The 12,883-nt window shown below is 61.1% G+C and carries 15 protein-coding genes; 14 read left to right on the forward strand and 1 reads right to left on the reverse strand.

Annotated features, from left to right (window positions below):
• The first annotated feature begins 24 nt into the window (after positions 1–24).
• From fliF to AVTE2539_RS02015, 14 genes are all read left to right on the forward strand, one after another.
• Complete coding sequence (gene fliF, locus AVTE2539_RS01950; protein WP_284408171.1) at positions 25–1,524, forward strand: flagellar basal-body MS-ring/collar protein FliF; 1,500 nt, start codon at positions 25–27, stop codon at positions 1,522–1,524.
• Positions 1,521–2,192, forward strand: coding sequence for a hypothetical protein (locus tag AVTE2539_RS01955; protein WP_284408172.1), 672 nt, complete (start codon positions 1,521–1,523; stop codon positions 2,190–2,192). Before fliF ends, AVTE2539_RS01955 begins: the two co-directional genes overlap by 4 nt.
• Positions 2,189–3,118, forward strand: a complete 930-nt coding sequence (locus tag AVTE2539_RS01960) for a FliH/SctL family protein (protein ID WP_284408173.1) — start codon at positions 2,189–2,191, stop codon at positions 3,116–3,118. The genes AVTE2539_RS01955 and AVTE2539_RS01960 overlap by 4 nt, the downstream gene beginning before the upstream one ends.
• Positions 3,115–4,599, forward strand: coding sequence for a FliI/YscN family ATPase (locus tag AVTE2539_RS01965; RefSeq protein ID WP_284408174.1), 1,485 nt, complete (start codon positions 3,115–3,117; stop codon positions 4,597–4,599). The genes AVTE2539_RS01960 and AVTE2539_RS01965 overlap by 4 nt, the downstream gene beginning before the upstream one ends.
• Positions 4,596–5,108 carry a hypothetical protein gene (locus AVTE2539_RS01970; protein WP_284408175.1) on the forward strand — a complete coding sequence of 171 codons (513 nt, stop codon included), beginning with the start codon at positions 4,596–4,598 and terminating at the stop codon, positions 5,106–5,108. The genes AVTE2539_RS01965 and AVTE2539_RS01970 overlap by 4 nt, the downstream gene beginning before the upstream one ends.
• The gene (locus tag AVTE2539_RS01975; protein ID WP_284408176.1) at positions 5,105–6,334 is read left to right on the forward strand and encodes a hypothetical protein; all 1,230 of its coding nucleotides are present in this window, start codon (positions 5,105–5,107) and stop codon (positions 6,332–6,334) included. The genes AVTE2539_RS01970 and AVTE2539_RS01975 overlap by 4 nt, the downstream gene beginning before the upstream one ends.
• Complete coding sequence (locus AVTE2539_RS01980; protein ID WP_284408177.1) at positions 6,331–6,729, forward strand: flagellar hook assembly protein FlgD; 399 nt, start codon at positions 6,331–6,333, stop codon at positions 6,727–6,729. The genes AVTE2539_RS01975 and AVTE2539_RS01980 overlap by 4 nt, the downstream gene beginning before the upstream one ends.
• 29 nt (positions 6,730–6,758) lie before the next feature.
• Entirely contained in the window at positions 6,759–7,934 is a 1,176-nt protein-coding gene (locus AVTE2539_RS01985; protein ID WP_284408178.1) for a flagellar hook protein FlgE, read from the forward strand.
• A 186-nt stretch (positions 7,935–8,120) separates the two neighbouring features.
• On the forward strand, positions 8,121–8,831 hold the full coding sequence (locus tag AVTE2539_RS01990) for a flagellar motor switch protein FliM (protein WP_284408179.1): 711 nt from the start codon (positions 8,121–8,123) through the stop codon (positions 8,829–8,831).
• 20 nt (positions 8,832–8,851) lie between these two features.
• Positions 8,852–9,217 carry a FliM/FliN family flagellar motor switch protein gene (locus AVTE2539_RS01995; protein WP_284408180.1) on the forward strand — a complete coding sequence of 122 codons (366 nt, stop codon included), beginning with the start codon at positions 8,852–8,854 and terminating at the stop codon, positions 9,215–9,217.
• Positions 9,214–9,615, forward strand: coding sequence for a flagellar biosynthetic protein FliO (locus AVTE2539_RS02000; RefSeq protein ID WP_284408181.1), 402 nt, complete (start codon positions 9,214–9,216; stop codon positions 9,613–9,615). Before AVTE2539_RS01995 ends, AVTE2539_RS02000 begins: the two co-directional genes overlap by 4 nt.
• The gene (gene fliP / locus AVTE2539_RS02005; protein WP_284408182.1) at positions 9,612–10,385 is read left to right on the forward strand and encodes a flagellar type III secretion system pore protein FliP; all 774 of its coding nucleotides are present in this window, start codon (positions 9,612–9,614) and stop codon (positions 10,383–10,385) included. The genes AVTE2539_RS02000 and fliP overlap by 4 nt, the downstream gene beginning before the upstream one ends.
• A gap of 19 nt (positions 10,386–10,404) precedes the next feature.
• Positions 10,405–11,238, forward strand: a complete 834-nt coding sequence (locus AVTE2539_RS02010) for a sigma-70 family RNA polymerase sigma factor (RefSeq protein ID WP_284408183.1) — start codon at positions 10,405–10,407, stop codon at positions 11,236–11,238.
• A gap of 45 nt (positions 11,239–11,283) precedes the next feature.
• Positions 11,284–12,495: a tetratricopeptide repeat protein gene (locus tag AVTE2539_RS02015; RefSeq protein ID WP_284408184.1), complete on the forward strand. Its 1,212-nt coding sequence runs from the start codon at positions 11,284–11,286 to the stop codon at positions 12,493–12,495.
• Between the two features lie 18 nt (positions 12,496–12,513).
• On the opposite strand, the gene AVTE2539_RS02020 is transcribed toward AVTE2539_RS02015, so the two are convergent.
• On the reverse strand, positions 12,514–12,882 hold the full coding sequence (locus AVTE2539_RS02020) for a hypothetical protein (RefSeq protein ID WP_284408185.1): 369 nt from the start codon (positions 12,880–12,882) through the stop codon (positions 12,514–12,516).
• Position 12,883: the final 1 nt, after the last annotated feature.

The following is a 12,883-nucleotide window of genomic DNA, read 5'->3' on the forward strand; positions in this document are numbered from 1 at the left end:
ACTCCGCACCGAGAGCGTACGACCATGATCGCATTCTGGGAGGGCCTGAGCCGCTCCGCACGCGCCAGCCTGATCGCTGGCCTTTTGGGCATCGTCCTGATGACCGCTGCACTCGCTTGGTGGTTGCTGCAAGCAGACTATCAAGTGCTGTTCGCCGACCTCAAGCCACAGGATGCGACGGCCATGACCGCCGAGCTGGAGAAGCTCAAGATTCCTTATCGGTTCGACGAAAGCAATGCCTCCATCCTGGTGGACAAGGCACAGGTGCACTCCACACGCATCAAGCTGATGGGCAAGGATTTGCCACTGCACGGTGCGGTGGGCTTCGAGCTGTTCAACAACACCGACTTCGGCATGACGGAGTTCGCGCAGAAGATCAACTACCAGCGGGCGCTCCAGGGCGAGTTGACGCGCACCATCCTGTCGCTTTCGGAAATACGCGATGTGAGGGTCCATCTCGCCTTGCCGGAGCAGGGCCTGTTCAAGCAAGCCAGCGCTCGCCCCAAGGCGGCGATCACCCTCACGTTGAGAGAAGGCCAAGCATTGCGTGCCGAGCAGGTGAGCGGTATCCAGCGATTGGTTGCAGCGGCAACGCCCGGAATGACGGCGCAGGACGTGACAGTGGTGGACAAACAAGGTGTTGCCTTGAGCCGATCGGTGGACGATGGGGGTGAGTCCGCCTCATCCGGTGGAGGCAGCAGCCGGCTCGACTTGAAGAAGGACACCGAGACCCAGTTGGCACGAAAAGCGGCTGCCGTGCTGGATCGCGCTTTCGGTCCAGGCCAGGCCCTGGCGACCGTCGATGTCACCTTGAACATGGACCAGGTTCGGATCACTACCGAAGACGTGATTCCCGCACCGTCGCGGACGGCGGACAGCAAAGGCGTCATCGTGAAGGAGCGGGAATCCATACGAGACGGGAATCTGGCTCCGCTGGATGCTGTTCGATCTTCCAACGCCGCGGGGGCCAGTACACAGCGCGAGGTGGATTACCAAGTGGGCCGCAGGGTGGAGCAGGTGGTCAGCCAGGCCGGGTCGGTTCGACGGATCCAGGTCGTCGCAGTGGTTCGGCAGCCACTGGACGCCTTGCAGGAAGACAAACTGCGCCGCGTATTGGCGGCAGCGGTGGGTGCTAACTTGGAGCGTGGCGATACAGTGGTCGTGCAGTCCCTGCAAGCCCTTCTTCCACCCGCCATCGACAAGGCAGCAGCCGATGCTTCCAGTGCGCAAGCCGCCATGGGGCCAGAGTCTGCAGGTTCCGCTGCGAGGGGTGACGCGATTGATGGCCGGAGCATGGCACTGGGTGCCTATGCCAAGGCTTTGCTGGCCTTCGCGTTCGTCTTCGTGTTGGGCGCGTGGGTCTTTCATTCGCTGCGCCGTCGCCAATCCGCTGGCCGCACGCAAGTCGCATCGCCGCTGACCGAGGCCGAACGGCAGGCCGCGCTGCGGCGCGTGCAGGCCTGGATGCAGACGGGCCCATCCAATGGTCCTTTGGACGCGGATCTGCCGCGGCATCAGCCATGATGTTTTCAGAGTTGACCAGTTCGCCCGTCGGCCGCAGCGCCAGGCATTCCGCATTGCTGCTGCACGCGATGGCTCCATCTGACCGGAGTTGGTTGCTATCGCGCCTGCCCTTGCCGCAGCAGCAGGAACTGACGGCTTTGGTGGCCGAGTTGGATGGGCTGGGCATCTCGCCCGACGCCAGTGTCTTGAACGAGGCTTTGAACGCCTGCGCGCCTGGGACTGAAGCGCACGCGACAATGCGGGAAGAGGCCACCGCCTTCCATGTGGCGGAGCATTCGAGTCCTCTTCCCGCGATGTCGGATTTTGATTTCTTGATGGCCTTGGACGAAAAAGACCTAGTTGCCCTTTCCAAGGCGTGGCGTAGCGAGCCGCCCGGCTTGGTAGCGATGGCGCTGCGCTTGCAAGCCTGGCCGTGGCAGCGCACGCTGCTGGAGCGCCTTCCAGCGTTGCCGCGGCGCAGAGTCGAAGACATGCTGGACATGGAACACTGTCCAGTGGAATCTGATTCGGCACTGGCTCTGGCGCTCATGGCGAGCATGCGCACCTGTTGCGAGTCGGCGCGAATCGCTGTGCAAGATTCGCTGCCAGAGAAGGCGCTTGGATCGGGCCAAGGCTGGAAATCGCGGATGTCCCGGTGGACTGGCGCGTTGGCTAGGACGGTTCGATGAAGCCGGCCACGTTGATCTTGCGTGATGCGCCCTTGCATGCGCAGGCTTTGAGCCTGGGCCGGCCGGCGCACAAAGCAGCAGAAAAAAGTCCGGCGCTCCGGCAGCGACCCGCCTGCGCAGCGGATGCCGTGTCTTTGGCAGAGGGCTCTGCGAAGGCGATCTCGCATGCGTCGGAGCCGGCTGTATTGGATGCAGCGAGTGTTGCGGCAGCGCCGGAGTTGGCACTGGCTGCTGAGCTGACCAAAAGGCACGAGCATCTTCTGGAACAGGAACGCCGCGCTGCGCACGACAAAGGCTATCAGGAGGGTATTGCGCAAGCGCAGCGGGAGGCACAGCAGCAGATAGAGAAACTGGCCACGACCATGGCGCAAGACCAGGTGAGTCGAGCGGCTGCAGACGCCCAGAAAGCAGCCCAGGACCATAGCCGGCAACTGAACGACAAGCTGCACCAGCAAAGCAAACTGCTGGAAAAAATCCTGACGGAGTTGCCTGCAGAGCGCGAAAGATGCCTGCGAAACGCAGAAGAAGACATGCTTGCCCTGGCTTTCGAGGTGGTGTGCCGCATCCTTGGGGATCAAGCGGCAACGCAAGACGGTCTGCGCGCATTGCTGGACAGGAGCCTCAAGTCATGGCACGGGCGCAGCCCGTTGAGCATTCATCTGCATCCCGAAGACGTGCTGCTGCTGCGTACGGACGCAGACAGTCTGCAATTACTCTCAGCCGCAGGATTCAGTGCAGAGCGTGCCTCCCTGCGCTGGGTAGCGGATGCGAAAGTCGCGTCCGGAGGCGTTTTGCTGCGCTCTGCCGAAGGCGCATTGGATGCCAGGCTGGAAGTGCAACTGGACGCACTGAAAGCCAGCCTTTTGCAGACCCGTGAAGCCCGCCGATCGCTGGTTCCCGTGCCTCGCCAGGGTGAGAAGGCATGAACATGTCCGCTCCCCGTTCTTCCGGCCTTCTGCAGGACTATCGCGCTGCGCTGCAGCAAACGGAGTTGTTCCGGCGGATCGGATGGGTGCGACAAATGCAGGGTTTGGCGATCGAAGCGCAGGGGCCGGATGCTACCGTCGGCGAGTTGTGCCGCATCCTGCCACGCAGGCCTTTGGCTGAAAGCAGGCTTGCTTCTGGGGACGGCCTGTCTCATGGAGTGTTGGCTGAAGTGGTTGGGTTAAGGGGCGACGTCATCACTCTGATGCCGTATGGCAGCATGCAAGGCGTGGCCGCAGGAGCGGAGGTCATCGCACTGGGACGACAGTCGACTTTCGGTGTTGGCCCTGAACTGCTCGGGCGTGTGATCGATGGGTTCGGACACGCCTTCGATCAACGCGCAGACCCCGATGCGCCGCTTCAGCGCCCATTGCATGCCATCCCGATCAACCCCATGCAGCGGCCCAAGATTCACCAGGTGCTTCAAACGGGAGTGCGTTGCCTGGACGGGTTGCTGACGCTGGGATTGGGGCAGCGTGTGGGCATTTTCGCAGGCAGTGGCGTTGGCAAGAGCACGTTGCTGGGCATGATTGCGCGGCATGTCAGTGCCGATGTGAACGTGATCGCCCTGATCGGCGAACGGGGCCGCGAGGTGCGGGAGTTCATCGACAAGCAGTTGGGCGAAGATGGCCTGAAGCGGTCTGTGGTCGTCGTCGCCACTTCCGACCAGCCGGCGCTGGCGCGCATCCGTGCAGCGCATGCTGCCGTCACCATTGCAGAGTATTTCCGGGACGCGGGCCAGCAGGTGCTGCTCACCATGGACTCGATCACCCGCCTGGCCATGGCGCGCCGCGAGGTGGGCCTGGCTGCAGGGGAGCCCCCCACCGCGCGTGGTTACACGCCGTCCGTTTTTGCGGAACTGCCCCAGCTTTGCGAGCGCTGCGGCACGGCGCCCTCAGGGGGCTCCATCACGGCGCTGCTGACGGTGCTCGTCGAGGGCGACGACATGAACGAACCCATCGCGGATAGCTTGCGCTCCATTTTGGACGGTCACGTGGTGCTGTCTCGCCATCTGGCGCATGAGGGGCAATACCCTGCCATCGATGTGTTGCGCAGCGCCAGTCGGCTGCTCCCCGATTTGACGAGCAAAGACGAGCAGGAACTGATTTCCGATGCCATCAGATACCTGGCTTTGCTGGATCGCAATCGCCAATTGGTGGATATCGGCGCTTATGAGAAAGGGTCGAACCCGGAACTGGATCGCGCCTTGCTGCTGGCTCCGGCATTGAAGGAATGGTTGCGGCAGCGAGAGGGTGGCATTGCGCGATCCGCTGGCATGCGCGAGTTGCGCGCTATCTTGTGGCCTGACCGGGCAGTGATCCCTGTGGCTGCACCCGTACCGAACGCATCCTTGCCCCCAGCGAAACTGAGTTTCGCGATTGGTGCAAACGGGATGGCAAGCCCTGTGAAAGCGGCTCGATGAAGGAAAACGCAGCTCAAAGCGTGAACGTAGACTTGCGCGGCTTCACGTATGCGTTGGCGCCGTACATGCGCAAGCAGGAATGGCAGATGGAGCGGCTGGAAAACCGTTTGGCACGGCTTCGACAATCGCTGGCCGAGTCACGTGAACAGCGCGCGGCGCTCGATCTGGATTTTCAGAGCCAGGTGGCTCACTTGCAGTTGAATTGGCAACCCCGTCCGGATCCGCACATGCACCAGCGCGGGTTGGGGTATCTGGCCCAATTGCGTGGACATATTCAGGAAAAGGACCGGGAGATAGAGGCTTTGTGCGAGCAGAAGGCGCTTTTGCAGGCCGATTGCGTCGCTCAACAGCGCAAGATCGACGGGCTGAAAGAACACCGTGCCGATGCCATTCAGGAGTATGCCAACGATGCCGCCCGTGCTGCCGCCGCGGAAGCTGACCGCAGCTGGATTGGCCGCCTGTACTACCGCACCGCTCGCGGCGCGGAATCTTTCGAGAATCTGCCATGACGGTGCTGCAACCTGCCAACCGTGAGGCCTTGATGGACCTCGACCTGCAACGCCGGTCCGCGCAACCCGGCCAGGCAGGCGACGATGCTCCTGCGGACAGAAAGCGGGCTCGGCAAGCCTGGCTTCATGAAATGGAACGGGCCCAGTTATCCAACTGGTTCCAGCCTTTCACCGCCAGCCCTTTGGCAAACGAGGCCGAATCGGGGCATTCCCAGCGCAGTGCTGCGCTTCGTCCACCAGAGCCTTTGTCCATGGCGGGGCAGACGGCTTGGGCATCCCGCAGCGGTTATTTCCCCATGTCTTCAGCGGCGACTGTCCGTGAGGGCTTCCCACGTCCTGTGTCTGAGGCGCCCTTGGACGTGGTCGCCACCCATGATGCGATGGCGCCGCAGGCAATCAAAGGGAGCCAAAGTGGCGCACCGCAGAGCCCTGCGGTCGTGGAGCACGAAGATACCGCCGCTGAACTCGCCGGATCTGCGTCACGGAATCAACTCGCGACGAAGCCTGCCGAACAAGAACCTGCGCAATCGCCGAGTGCAGGCAACCACGCAGTTGCGCAGGGTATGGTTGTCGCAGGGTCACAAAGCCTGGGCGAGATCATTGCCGGTGCGGAAGGTGCTCGGGTACCTCAGGTCGTCCCATCGTTGCCAGTCAATGCGGCGGATCCGAAGGTTGTCAATCCGTCTATGGGCACCAGCGGTGTTGTATCGCTTTCGACTCCGGTCGCGGTCGTTTTGCGGGCTCCCTCGGGTTGGGTCGACCAAGGAGGCGTTGCCGGTGAATCTTCCCTTTTCAGCGTGGAGTTGAACGCCAAAAGCCCTTTGAGCGATTTATCTCATGCCGGTGATGCGGCCAGGCAACCTGCACAGCCCGGTACCTCGCCTGCCAGCCGATTGGTCGGAGGGAGCACGGCGCAGCAAGCTGCGACACGCTTGCATGCCAATTGGACGCCGGACGGCTTGAACCTCTGGATCGGCATGGATGGAACGGCGCAGCAGGTTACTGCCCAGGCGGCAGTCGTCGTCAACACGTTGCAGCGCACCCTTCGAAACCAGGGACACAGACTGAGTCGCGTGGTCTGCAATGGAAGCGTGGTCTATGACGCGGCCACGGCATCTTCCGGTGCCCCGCTGTTCAGCGATTTTGCAAGCTTTCTGGAACAACGCACCGTGGGCCATTTCACTCCCGGTCTATTTTCTTTTCCGCCCCCCAAGGAGAATTCATGAGCATCAGTGGCATCAGCAGCACCGCCACCAACCTGCGCGCCAACGGCCTGAATCAGGAGGATTTCATGAAAATCCTGCTGACTCAGCTGACCTATCAAGATCCCATGAAGCCGATGGACAACCAGCAGTTCATGGCCCAGATGGCGCAGTTCACGAGCCTGGAGCAAGCCCAGCAGCTCAACGACAAGATCTCGACCTTGATCAGCAATCAGGCGGCGCTGCAGTCGGTCGGGTTGATAGGCCGCACGGTGGACATCAACTCTACCGGAGGCACGCTGACGGGCACGGTCGTTTCGCTGTCGCTGGCCGGCGATTCGCCCCTCATCACCCTGCGCACGACCGCTGGTGCGACGCTGCAGAACATCTCCCTGAGCCAAGTCACCGCGGTGCGCTGACGCGCTCAAATCCCCAAACAGGAATACACATGATCGAATCCATCTACGTTGGCATGACGGGCTTGTCGAGCTTTTCCCGTGGCTTGCGCGTGATCGCCAACAACACCACCAATCTCAATACGCCTGGCTTCAAAAGTACGTCGCTCCGGTTTGCAGACGCTTTTTATTCCAATGGCAGCTACTCGGGCCGACAGTTCGGACAACTGGGCTATGGGGTGAGCACGGCGGGAACAACGTTGTCGTTCAAGGCGGGGGAACTGCGCCAGACGGGCAATGGCCTGGATCTGGCCATTGATGGCCAAGGGCTTTTTACGCTCAAGGGGGAAGATGGCCGTATCACCTATACCCGCGCGGGGCAGTTCCAGTTCAATAGCGACGGTATTCTTGTGGATCAGAGCACGGGGGCCAAGGTCATGGGCGTGGGGGCCAATGGCGCTCTCACTGAGATCAGCATTGCCAATCTCAAGACGAGCCCGGGCAAAGCGACCGCAGTCGCCAAGTTCACCGGCAATCTCTCCAGCACCGGAACCGACCAGACCATCAATGGGGTGCGTGTCATCGACGCAGCAGGGGGAGAGCATCTGCTCACGGTCAAGCTCACCAACACAGGCACCACCACGCCTGGAAGCTGGCAAGTCGACCTGATGGATGGCACCACCGTCGTTGGTACGAAGCAATTGATTTTTCAGGACGGAAAACCGACAGCGGCCACGGCAAAGCTGGCTTTTACCTACACACCGACCGGGCAAGCGGCTCTGCCTTTGACCCTGGATTTCGGTACGGATGTGACCTCCTTCGCCTCTGGCACGCTATCCACCCTGGCCTTCGCATCGCAGGACGGATACGCCCCCGCGGAGCTGAGCGCCGCCGCCTTTGACGCCAGCGGAACGCTGGTTTTGACTTACGCGAACGGACAGACCGTGAAGGGCTCACGCCTGTCGCTCGGGCGCTTCGATTCGGCAGATGCCGTTGGGTCTTTGGGCAACAACCAGTTCGAAGCACTGGATGGCAACGCCTGGCACACCGGCGTGGCAGGTGGTGCGTTCGGGTCGGTGCGATCCGGGTACATCGAAATCTCCAATGTCGACCTGTCACAAGAGTTCAGCGATCTGGTGATCATGCAGCGTGGATACCAGGCCAGTTCCCAGGTGATCTCCACCGCCAATGAGATGCTGCAAGAGCTGTTTTCAATGAAGAGCCGATAAGCCGTGCCTTCATCCCCCGACCGTCACAGCACTCCAGCGGCCCTGGCTCGTGAGTCCGGTGGGCTGCTGTCCCTCGAGGACTCGCGCCGCAGAAGCCGCGAACTTCGCAGCTGGAGCGTTGCTGCCCGCGATGGAATGCGGAGCATCTTTCAGAGCGTGTATGACCGCTGGCGCCAAGACTGGGGGGTGTCCACCGGGATTGCCGCGGGTGACGTGGAGGTTCGCGTTCTGGAAACCTCCTCGAGCCAAGTCTTCAGCGATGCGAAGGCCCGGCAGTTGCTGGGCGCGCTCATGTTTGGAGAATCGCCTGCAGCGTGTGATTTCAGCGCGACCGATCATCCTAGCGCGCCCATGGCTCGCCAACTGGCTGCGCAGGCCTGGGAGGCTTGGTCCCGCAGCATTTCGCAGATTCTGTTGCGGGGTGCGGAGGGCATTCCAGATGCAGAGTTGTCCAGCCTTCCAGGCGAAATGGCGCCTTGGTCGGGCGACCTGACCATCACCTTTCCTTGGGGGGAGGGCCGATGGGCGCTCTGCCTGGGGGTAAGCGCCGTAGAGCGCATTTTGACGGGCCATGGGTTTCAGGAAAAAACGCGTGCATGCCCGTTGCCTGAAGCCCCTGCGCGCGCTTTGATTTCCTTGGTGGATGCCTTGCGTCCCAAAGCCCTCCATGTGCGAGTCGAATTGACCTCGGTGACTTTGAGTCTCGGGCAATTGCAGACGGTGGCGTTGGGCGACGTGATCGCTTTGGATCACCGGCTCGATGCGCCTGCGGTGGTGCTTTTGGGGTCACTACAGGCCGCCTCCGATTCGAACAACGTACCTCCCACGCCTCTTTGCGCTGCCTGGCTGGGTCAACGCCAGGGAAAGATGGCCGTAGAGCTTCATCCGTCGGCATGAACCCTGTTTTCAAATATTCCATGACTTCCAACTCGACCGATACGCCCCAGCACGCCCATCGCCTTGAACTGGCAGAGTTCGATCACCCTGCCGATCCGGACATGGCATCGTCGCCGCTCGTGCCAACCCTTCATCCCTTGCATCAGGTCAAGACGACGTTGCAGGTGTGCGTCGGTGCGGCGACAGTGACGGTGGGTGAACTGCTGGGTGCGCAGGCACAGCAGGTGATTCTTCTCGATCGGAGCGTGGACCAGCCGGTCGATCTCCTGTTGGAAGGCCAAGTGGTCGCCCGTGGGCAACTGGTGGCGGTCGGGGATCGTTTTGCCGTCCGGCTCACCGAACTGCCTTTGCCGCTGTCCTTGACGACCCCTGCTGCTGCACCATGACTTTGCCGGCAACCATTCCGCTGCGGCGCGAACCCGAGGCAGCCGCATCCACGCCTGGTCTGGAAGCGGCTTGGATGGGCATTTTGGTGGTACTGGCTTTGCTGGCCGCGGTGGTGTGGCGAAAGATCCGCATGCGCAGGCCGGTGGGTCAGGCTCCCAAGGCCGCGATGACGCGCTGGAGCGATCTGTGGGCCAGGCGTTCTGATACCGGTCTAGCGCTCGTATCCAGCGCGCGCCTGACGCCAAGCCATAGCGTGCATGAAGTGCAGTGGCAAGGCCGCCGTATGCTCATTGGCTGCGCGGGTCAATCCATGCAACTCCTGGGTGAAGTGCCTGCGGTGGCGCCCGATTCCACGGGGCTGTCGGCCAATATGGGCGAAGGTTCCGAAGCGCCATGAACAAGATGCTCACATTGCCCGTCCGATGGGGGCGGGGGCGGCCAACCCGGTGGATCAGCCTGCTCTGCGCATTGGGCCTGCTCGGCCTGAACGGCGCGGTGTACGCACAACAGGCCGGCAACGGGGCGCTCGGGTCCAGCGCTGAAACATCGCAAGCCTTGCGCATCGTGCTGGGGCTGACGGTGCTGGCGGTGCTGCCTGCACTGCTGGTGTGCATTACGGGATTTCTGCGCATCATCATCGTCTTGTCGATGCTGCGGCATGCCATCGGCATGAACGAGACGCCACCGAACACGGTGCTGATCGGCTTGGCGCTTTTCCTCACCCTTTTCACGATGGCGCCAGTGCTGGAGCAGGTCAATCGCGAAGCGTTTCAGCCTTTCATGGCTGGCAAGATCGGCATGGAAGCTGGATACACCAAAGGCATGGCACCCTTGCGCGACTTCATGGTGCGGCAAACGCGTGAGCAGGATCTGGCGTTGATGGTCGAATTGTCGAAGGCCAAGCCACCGACATCGATGGACGACATCAGCAACGTCCAGCTCATTCCTGCCTTCATGCTCTCGGAACTCAGGGCCGCGTTTCAGATCGGCTTCGTCGTCTTTTTGCCGTTCCTGTTGATCGATCTGATCGTGTCGAGCGTGCTGATGACTTTGGGCATGATGATGATGCCGCCGACCACCATTTCGCTGCCGGTGAAGATTCTGATGTTCATCCTCATCGATGGTTGGAGCTTGCTGCTCAAGGCCCTGGTGGGCAGCTTCCATTGATCGGGTTGGAGCGCCAGGCATGGCTGAGACAGCACGTTCTGCGAGTTCCATCGCCTCGCCCATCCCCGAGCCGGAGGATGGAGAGACACTGCTCTGGCAGCGCTGGCGCCATGCCGCAGACATGGAGGCTCGCGATCGTTTGATTCAGATCTTTCTGCCTTATGCCCGCATGTTGGCGGCGATCAGTTTCAAGGGACGCTTTCACGACGAAGTGGAGTTTTCCGACTATTTTCAATTGGCCAGTATCGGCCTGGTGGAAGCGGTGGATCGCTACGATCCCGAACAAGGGGTCCGCTTCAAAACCTATGCGGCGCACCGAATCCGGGGGGCGATTCTGAATGGCTTGGAGAAGCTGACAGAAAAGAACCAGCAGATTGCCCTGCAGAAGCGCTTGCGTAAGGATCGCCTGGACGCTACCAAATCGGAAGCGAGCCTGTCTGCCGATTTCGTTCTTCCGTATGAGGGCAATGCGGCGGCTAGAAACCCTTCAAACTTGCTTGCCTATCTGGCCGAGGTTGGAATCGGCCTTGCGCTGGGCATGATGCTGGAGGGCACCGCAATGATCGCTGGCGAAGCATCGGAAGATGCCTGCATGGCGATTTCGCCGGAAGTGCTTTACTTTCGAAAGAGTGAGAGTCAGCACTGGCAATCATTACTGGGCGATCTGGTGGATCGATTGCCGGAACAAGAGCGGCGGGTGATCCGATGCCACTACCAGCAGAACATCGCATTCGAAGACATCAGCCACATGATGGGCGTTTCAAGAAGCCGCATATCGCAGATACACCGACAGGCACTTCTGGGCCTGCGCAAATCCCTGGCGGAAGGTGCCGCGTGTGATGTCACCTGGTAGCACCTTACCGCTCGAGCATGGCACCACCCCGGGCCACGTCAAACTATGCAAACCACACTGACCCCTCGCCTTTCCACACCCGTCGATTCCGATGCTGCGGCAACGCTCGTCCGCCTGGATCGATTGGAGGCCTACCTGCGCGACGATTCGGATAACGAAACGTTGCTCGCTGAGGCATTCAACGCGGCTTTGCAATGCGCCGCATGGTCCCGCGCGGAGTTTCATTTGCGGCATGGGAAAGCGCTGCATCCCGATTCGCTGCAATGGGCATTGCGCGAAGCAGATCTTTGGCTGGCCCAATCGAATTTCGACCAGGCGACCATCGTTCTTCGGGCGTTGCAGGCGCAGCCTGATACGCCAGCGGGTTTCAGAGATGCCGTCCTGCATGACTTGGCATTCATTGAATTCCAGCAAGGGAACTACGGGGCCTGCACAGCGCTATTGGCAGGTCGCATGCAGGCAGGCGATGCAGACCAGGAATCTGCTCCTAGCACCATGTCTCGTGAAATGGTTGTGCTTTGGCTGCGCGCCCTTCACCATGCCGGTGATTTGGAACAGGCGGTGCGGTGGACGCAAACCTTGGAAGAACAGCGCGGCCTTTTCCGTCAAGCCGCAGGAGTCGCCAGTTTGGTCGCCCTGGATGCTGCGCATATGGCCCTTGCGAGTCGCTGGTCGGCCATGGCACTTGAGCAGGCATCCGCGTCGGACCGACCCATCGAGGCCCTCGTTGCACAGGCATCGCTGGCACTCGCGTCCACCGATGCGGCTAGAGCCCTTGATCTCTCCGAACAGGCATTGCTCATCCATCCCCAAGACGGTCGTGCTTTGTCAGCGCATGCGTTCGCGCAGCTTCTAGCGGGTCAACCACAGGCTGCTTTGGCGTTTTTCCGCAGAGCCTTGTCATTCATGCCGAACCATATCGGCACTTGGCACGGTCAAGGGTGGACGCAGCTGACACTGCATGATCCGCAAGCCGCGTGCACCAGCTTCGAGGCTGCACTGGCCCTGGATCGCAATTTTGCGGAAAACCATGGGGCGTTGGCCGTCGCCCTGGCGCTTCAAAAACAAACCGAGCAGGCGAACAAGCATGTTCAGCTCGCGTTGCGTCTCGACAGCGCCAATTTGTCTGGTCGCTTTGCCCAGGCGATCCTGGAAGGAAAAACTTCAGACGCACAGGCACTCGAGCAACTGGCGCGTCGGCTATTGGGTGGCGAGATGTACGAAGCCGTCATGGGAGCCGTCAATCGCCGCGGATGAGCGCACGGCCGTCGCGCTCTAAGTGGCTTGCTGCAATAGAGAGTCGACGGCGATCGAGCATGCGCTTTTAAGTCCAGGGTCATCCTGCATTTGCCCGATGACCTGATCGAGCAAATGCGGAAAACCTGGGTCCACTTGCGGTCTGGTTCCAAACTCCTTGGTGAGCACTGCTTCCATGAATATCCTCAACGCCTTGCTTCTGCGCTCAGGGTCGTCCGCGGGAATGGCGCGTATCTGCCGCAACATGGGCTGTTCGGAACCCGGGGAATTCTGAACTTGTTTGGACTCACGTTGACGCGCAGGAGAGGCCGCGCGCTCCCGCCTTGTCAATTCGAGTTGCTCCCGGACGATGGCACTCAACTGGGATGCTGCGTCAATCCGAGTCATG

The organism is Acidovorax sp. SUPP2539 (genome assembly GCF_030158975.1).
Taxonomy (GTDB): Bacteria; Pseudomonadota; Gammaproteobacteria; order Burkholderiales; family Burkholderiaceae_C; genus Paracidovorax.

Excerpts from the sequence above, each read along its gene's own strand:
- AVTE2539_RS02015 (WP_284408184.1), top strand. The coding sequence starts at position 11,284 with ATGCAAACCACACTGACCCCTCGCCTTTCCACACCCGTCGATTCCGAT.
- AVTE2539_RS01960 (WP_284408173.1), top strand. The coding sequence starts at position 2,189 with ATGAAGCCGGCCACGTTGATCTTGCGTGATGCGCCCTTGCATGCGCAG.
- AVTE2539_RS01955 (WP_284408172.1), top strand. The coding sequence starts at position 1,521 with ATGATGTTTTCAGAGTTGACCAGTTCGCCCGTCGGCCGCAGCGCCAGG.
- AVTE2539_RS02020 (WP_284408185.1), bottom strand. The coding sequence starts at position 12,882 with ATGACTCGGATTGACGCAGCATCCCAGTTGAGTGCCATCGTCCGGGAG.
- AVTE2539_RS02010 (WP_284408183.1), top strand. The coding sequence starts at position 10,405 with ATGGCTGAGACAGCACGTTCTGCGAGTTCCATCGCCTCGCCCATCCCC.
- fliP (WP_284408182.1), top strand. The coding sequence starts at position 9,612 with ATGAACAAGATGCTCACATTGCCCGTCCGATGGGGGCGGGGGCGGCCA.
- AVTE2539_RS01980 (WP_284408177.1), top strand. The coding sequence starts at position 6,331 with ATGAGCATCAGTGGCATCAGCAGCACCGCCACCAACCTGCGCGCCAAC.
- AVTE2539_RS01970 (WP_284408175.1), top strand. The coding sequence starts at position 4,596 with ATGAAGGAAAACGCAGCTCAAAGCGTGAACGTAGACTTGCGCGGCTTC.
- AVTE2539_RS01965 (WP_284408174.1), top strand. The coding sequence starts at position 3,115 with ATGAACATGTCCGCTCCCCGTTCTTCCGGCCTTCTGCAGGACTATCGC.
- AVTE2539_RS01995 (WP_284408180.1), top strand. The coding sequence starts at position 8,852 with ATGACTTCCAACTCGACCGATACGCCCCAGCACGCCCATCGCCTTGAA.
- AVTE2539_RS01975 (WP_284408176.1), top strand. The coding sequence starts at position 5,105 with ATGACGGTGCTGCAACCTGCCAACCGTGAGGCCTTGATGGACCTCGAC.
- AVTE2539_RS01985 (WP_284408178.1), top strand. The coding sequence starts at position 6,759 with ATGATCGAATCCATCTACGTTGGCATGACGGGCTTGTCGAGCTTTTCC.
- AVTE2539_RS02000 (WP_284408181.1), top strand. The coding sequence starts at position 9,214 with ATGACTTTGCCGGCAACCATTCCGCTGCGGCGCGAACCCGAGGCAGCC.
- fliF (WP_284408171.1), top strand. The coding sequence starts at position 25 with ATGATCGCATTCTGGGAGGGCCTGAGCCGCTCCGCACGCGCCAGCCTG.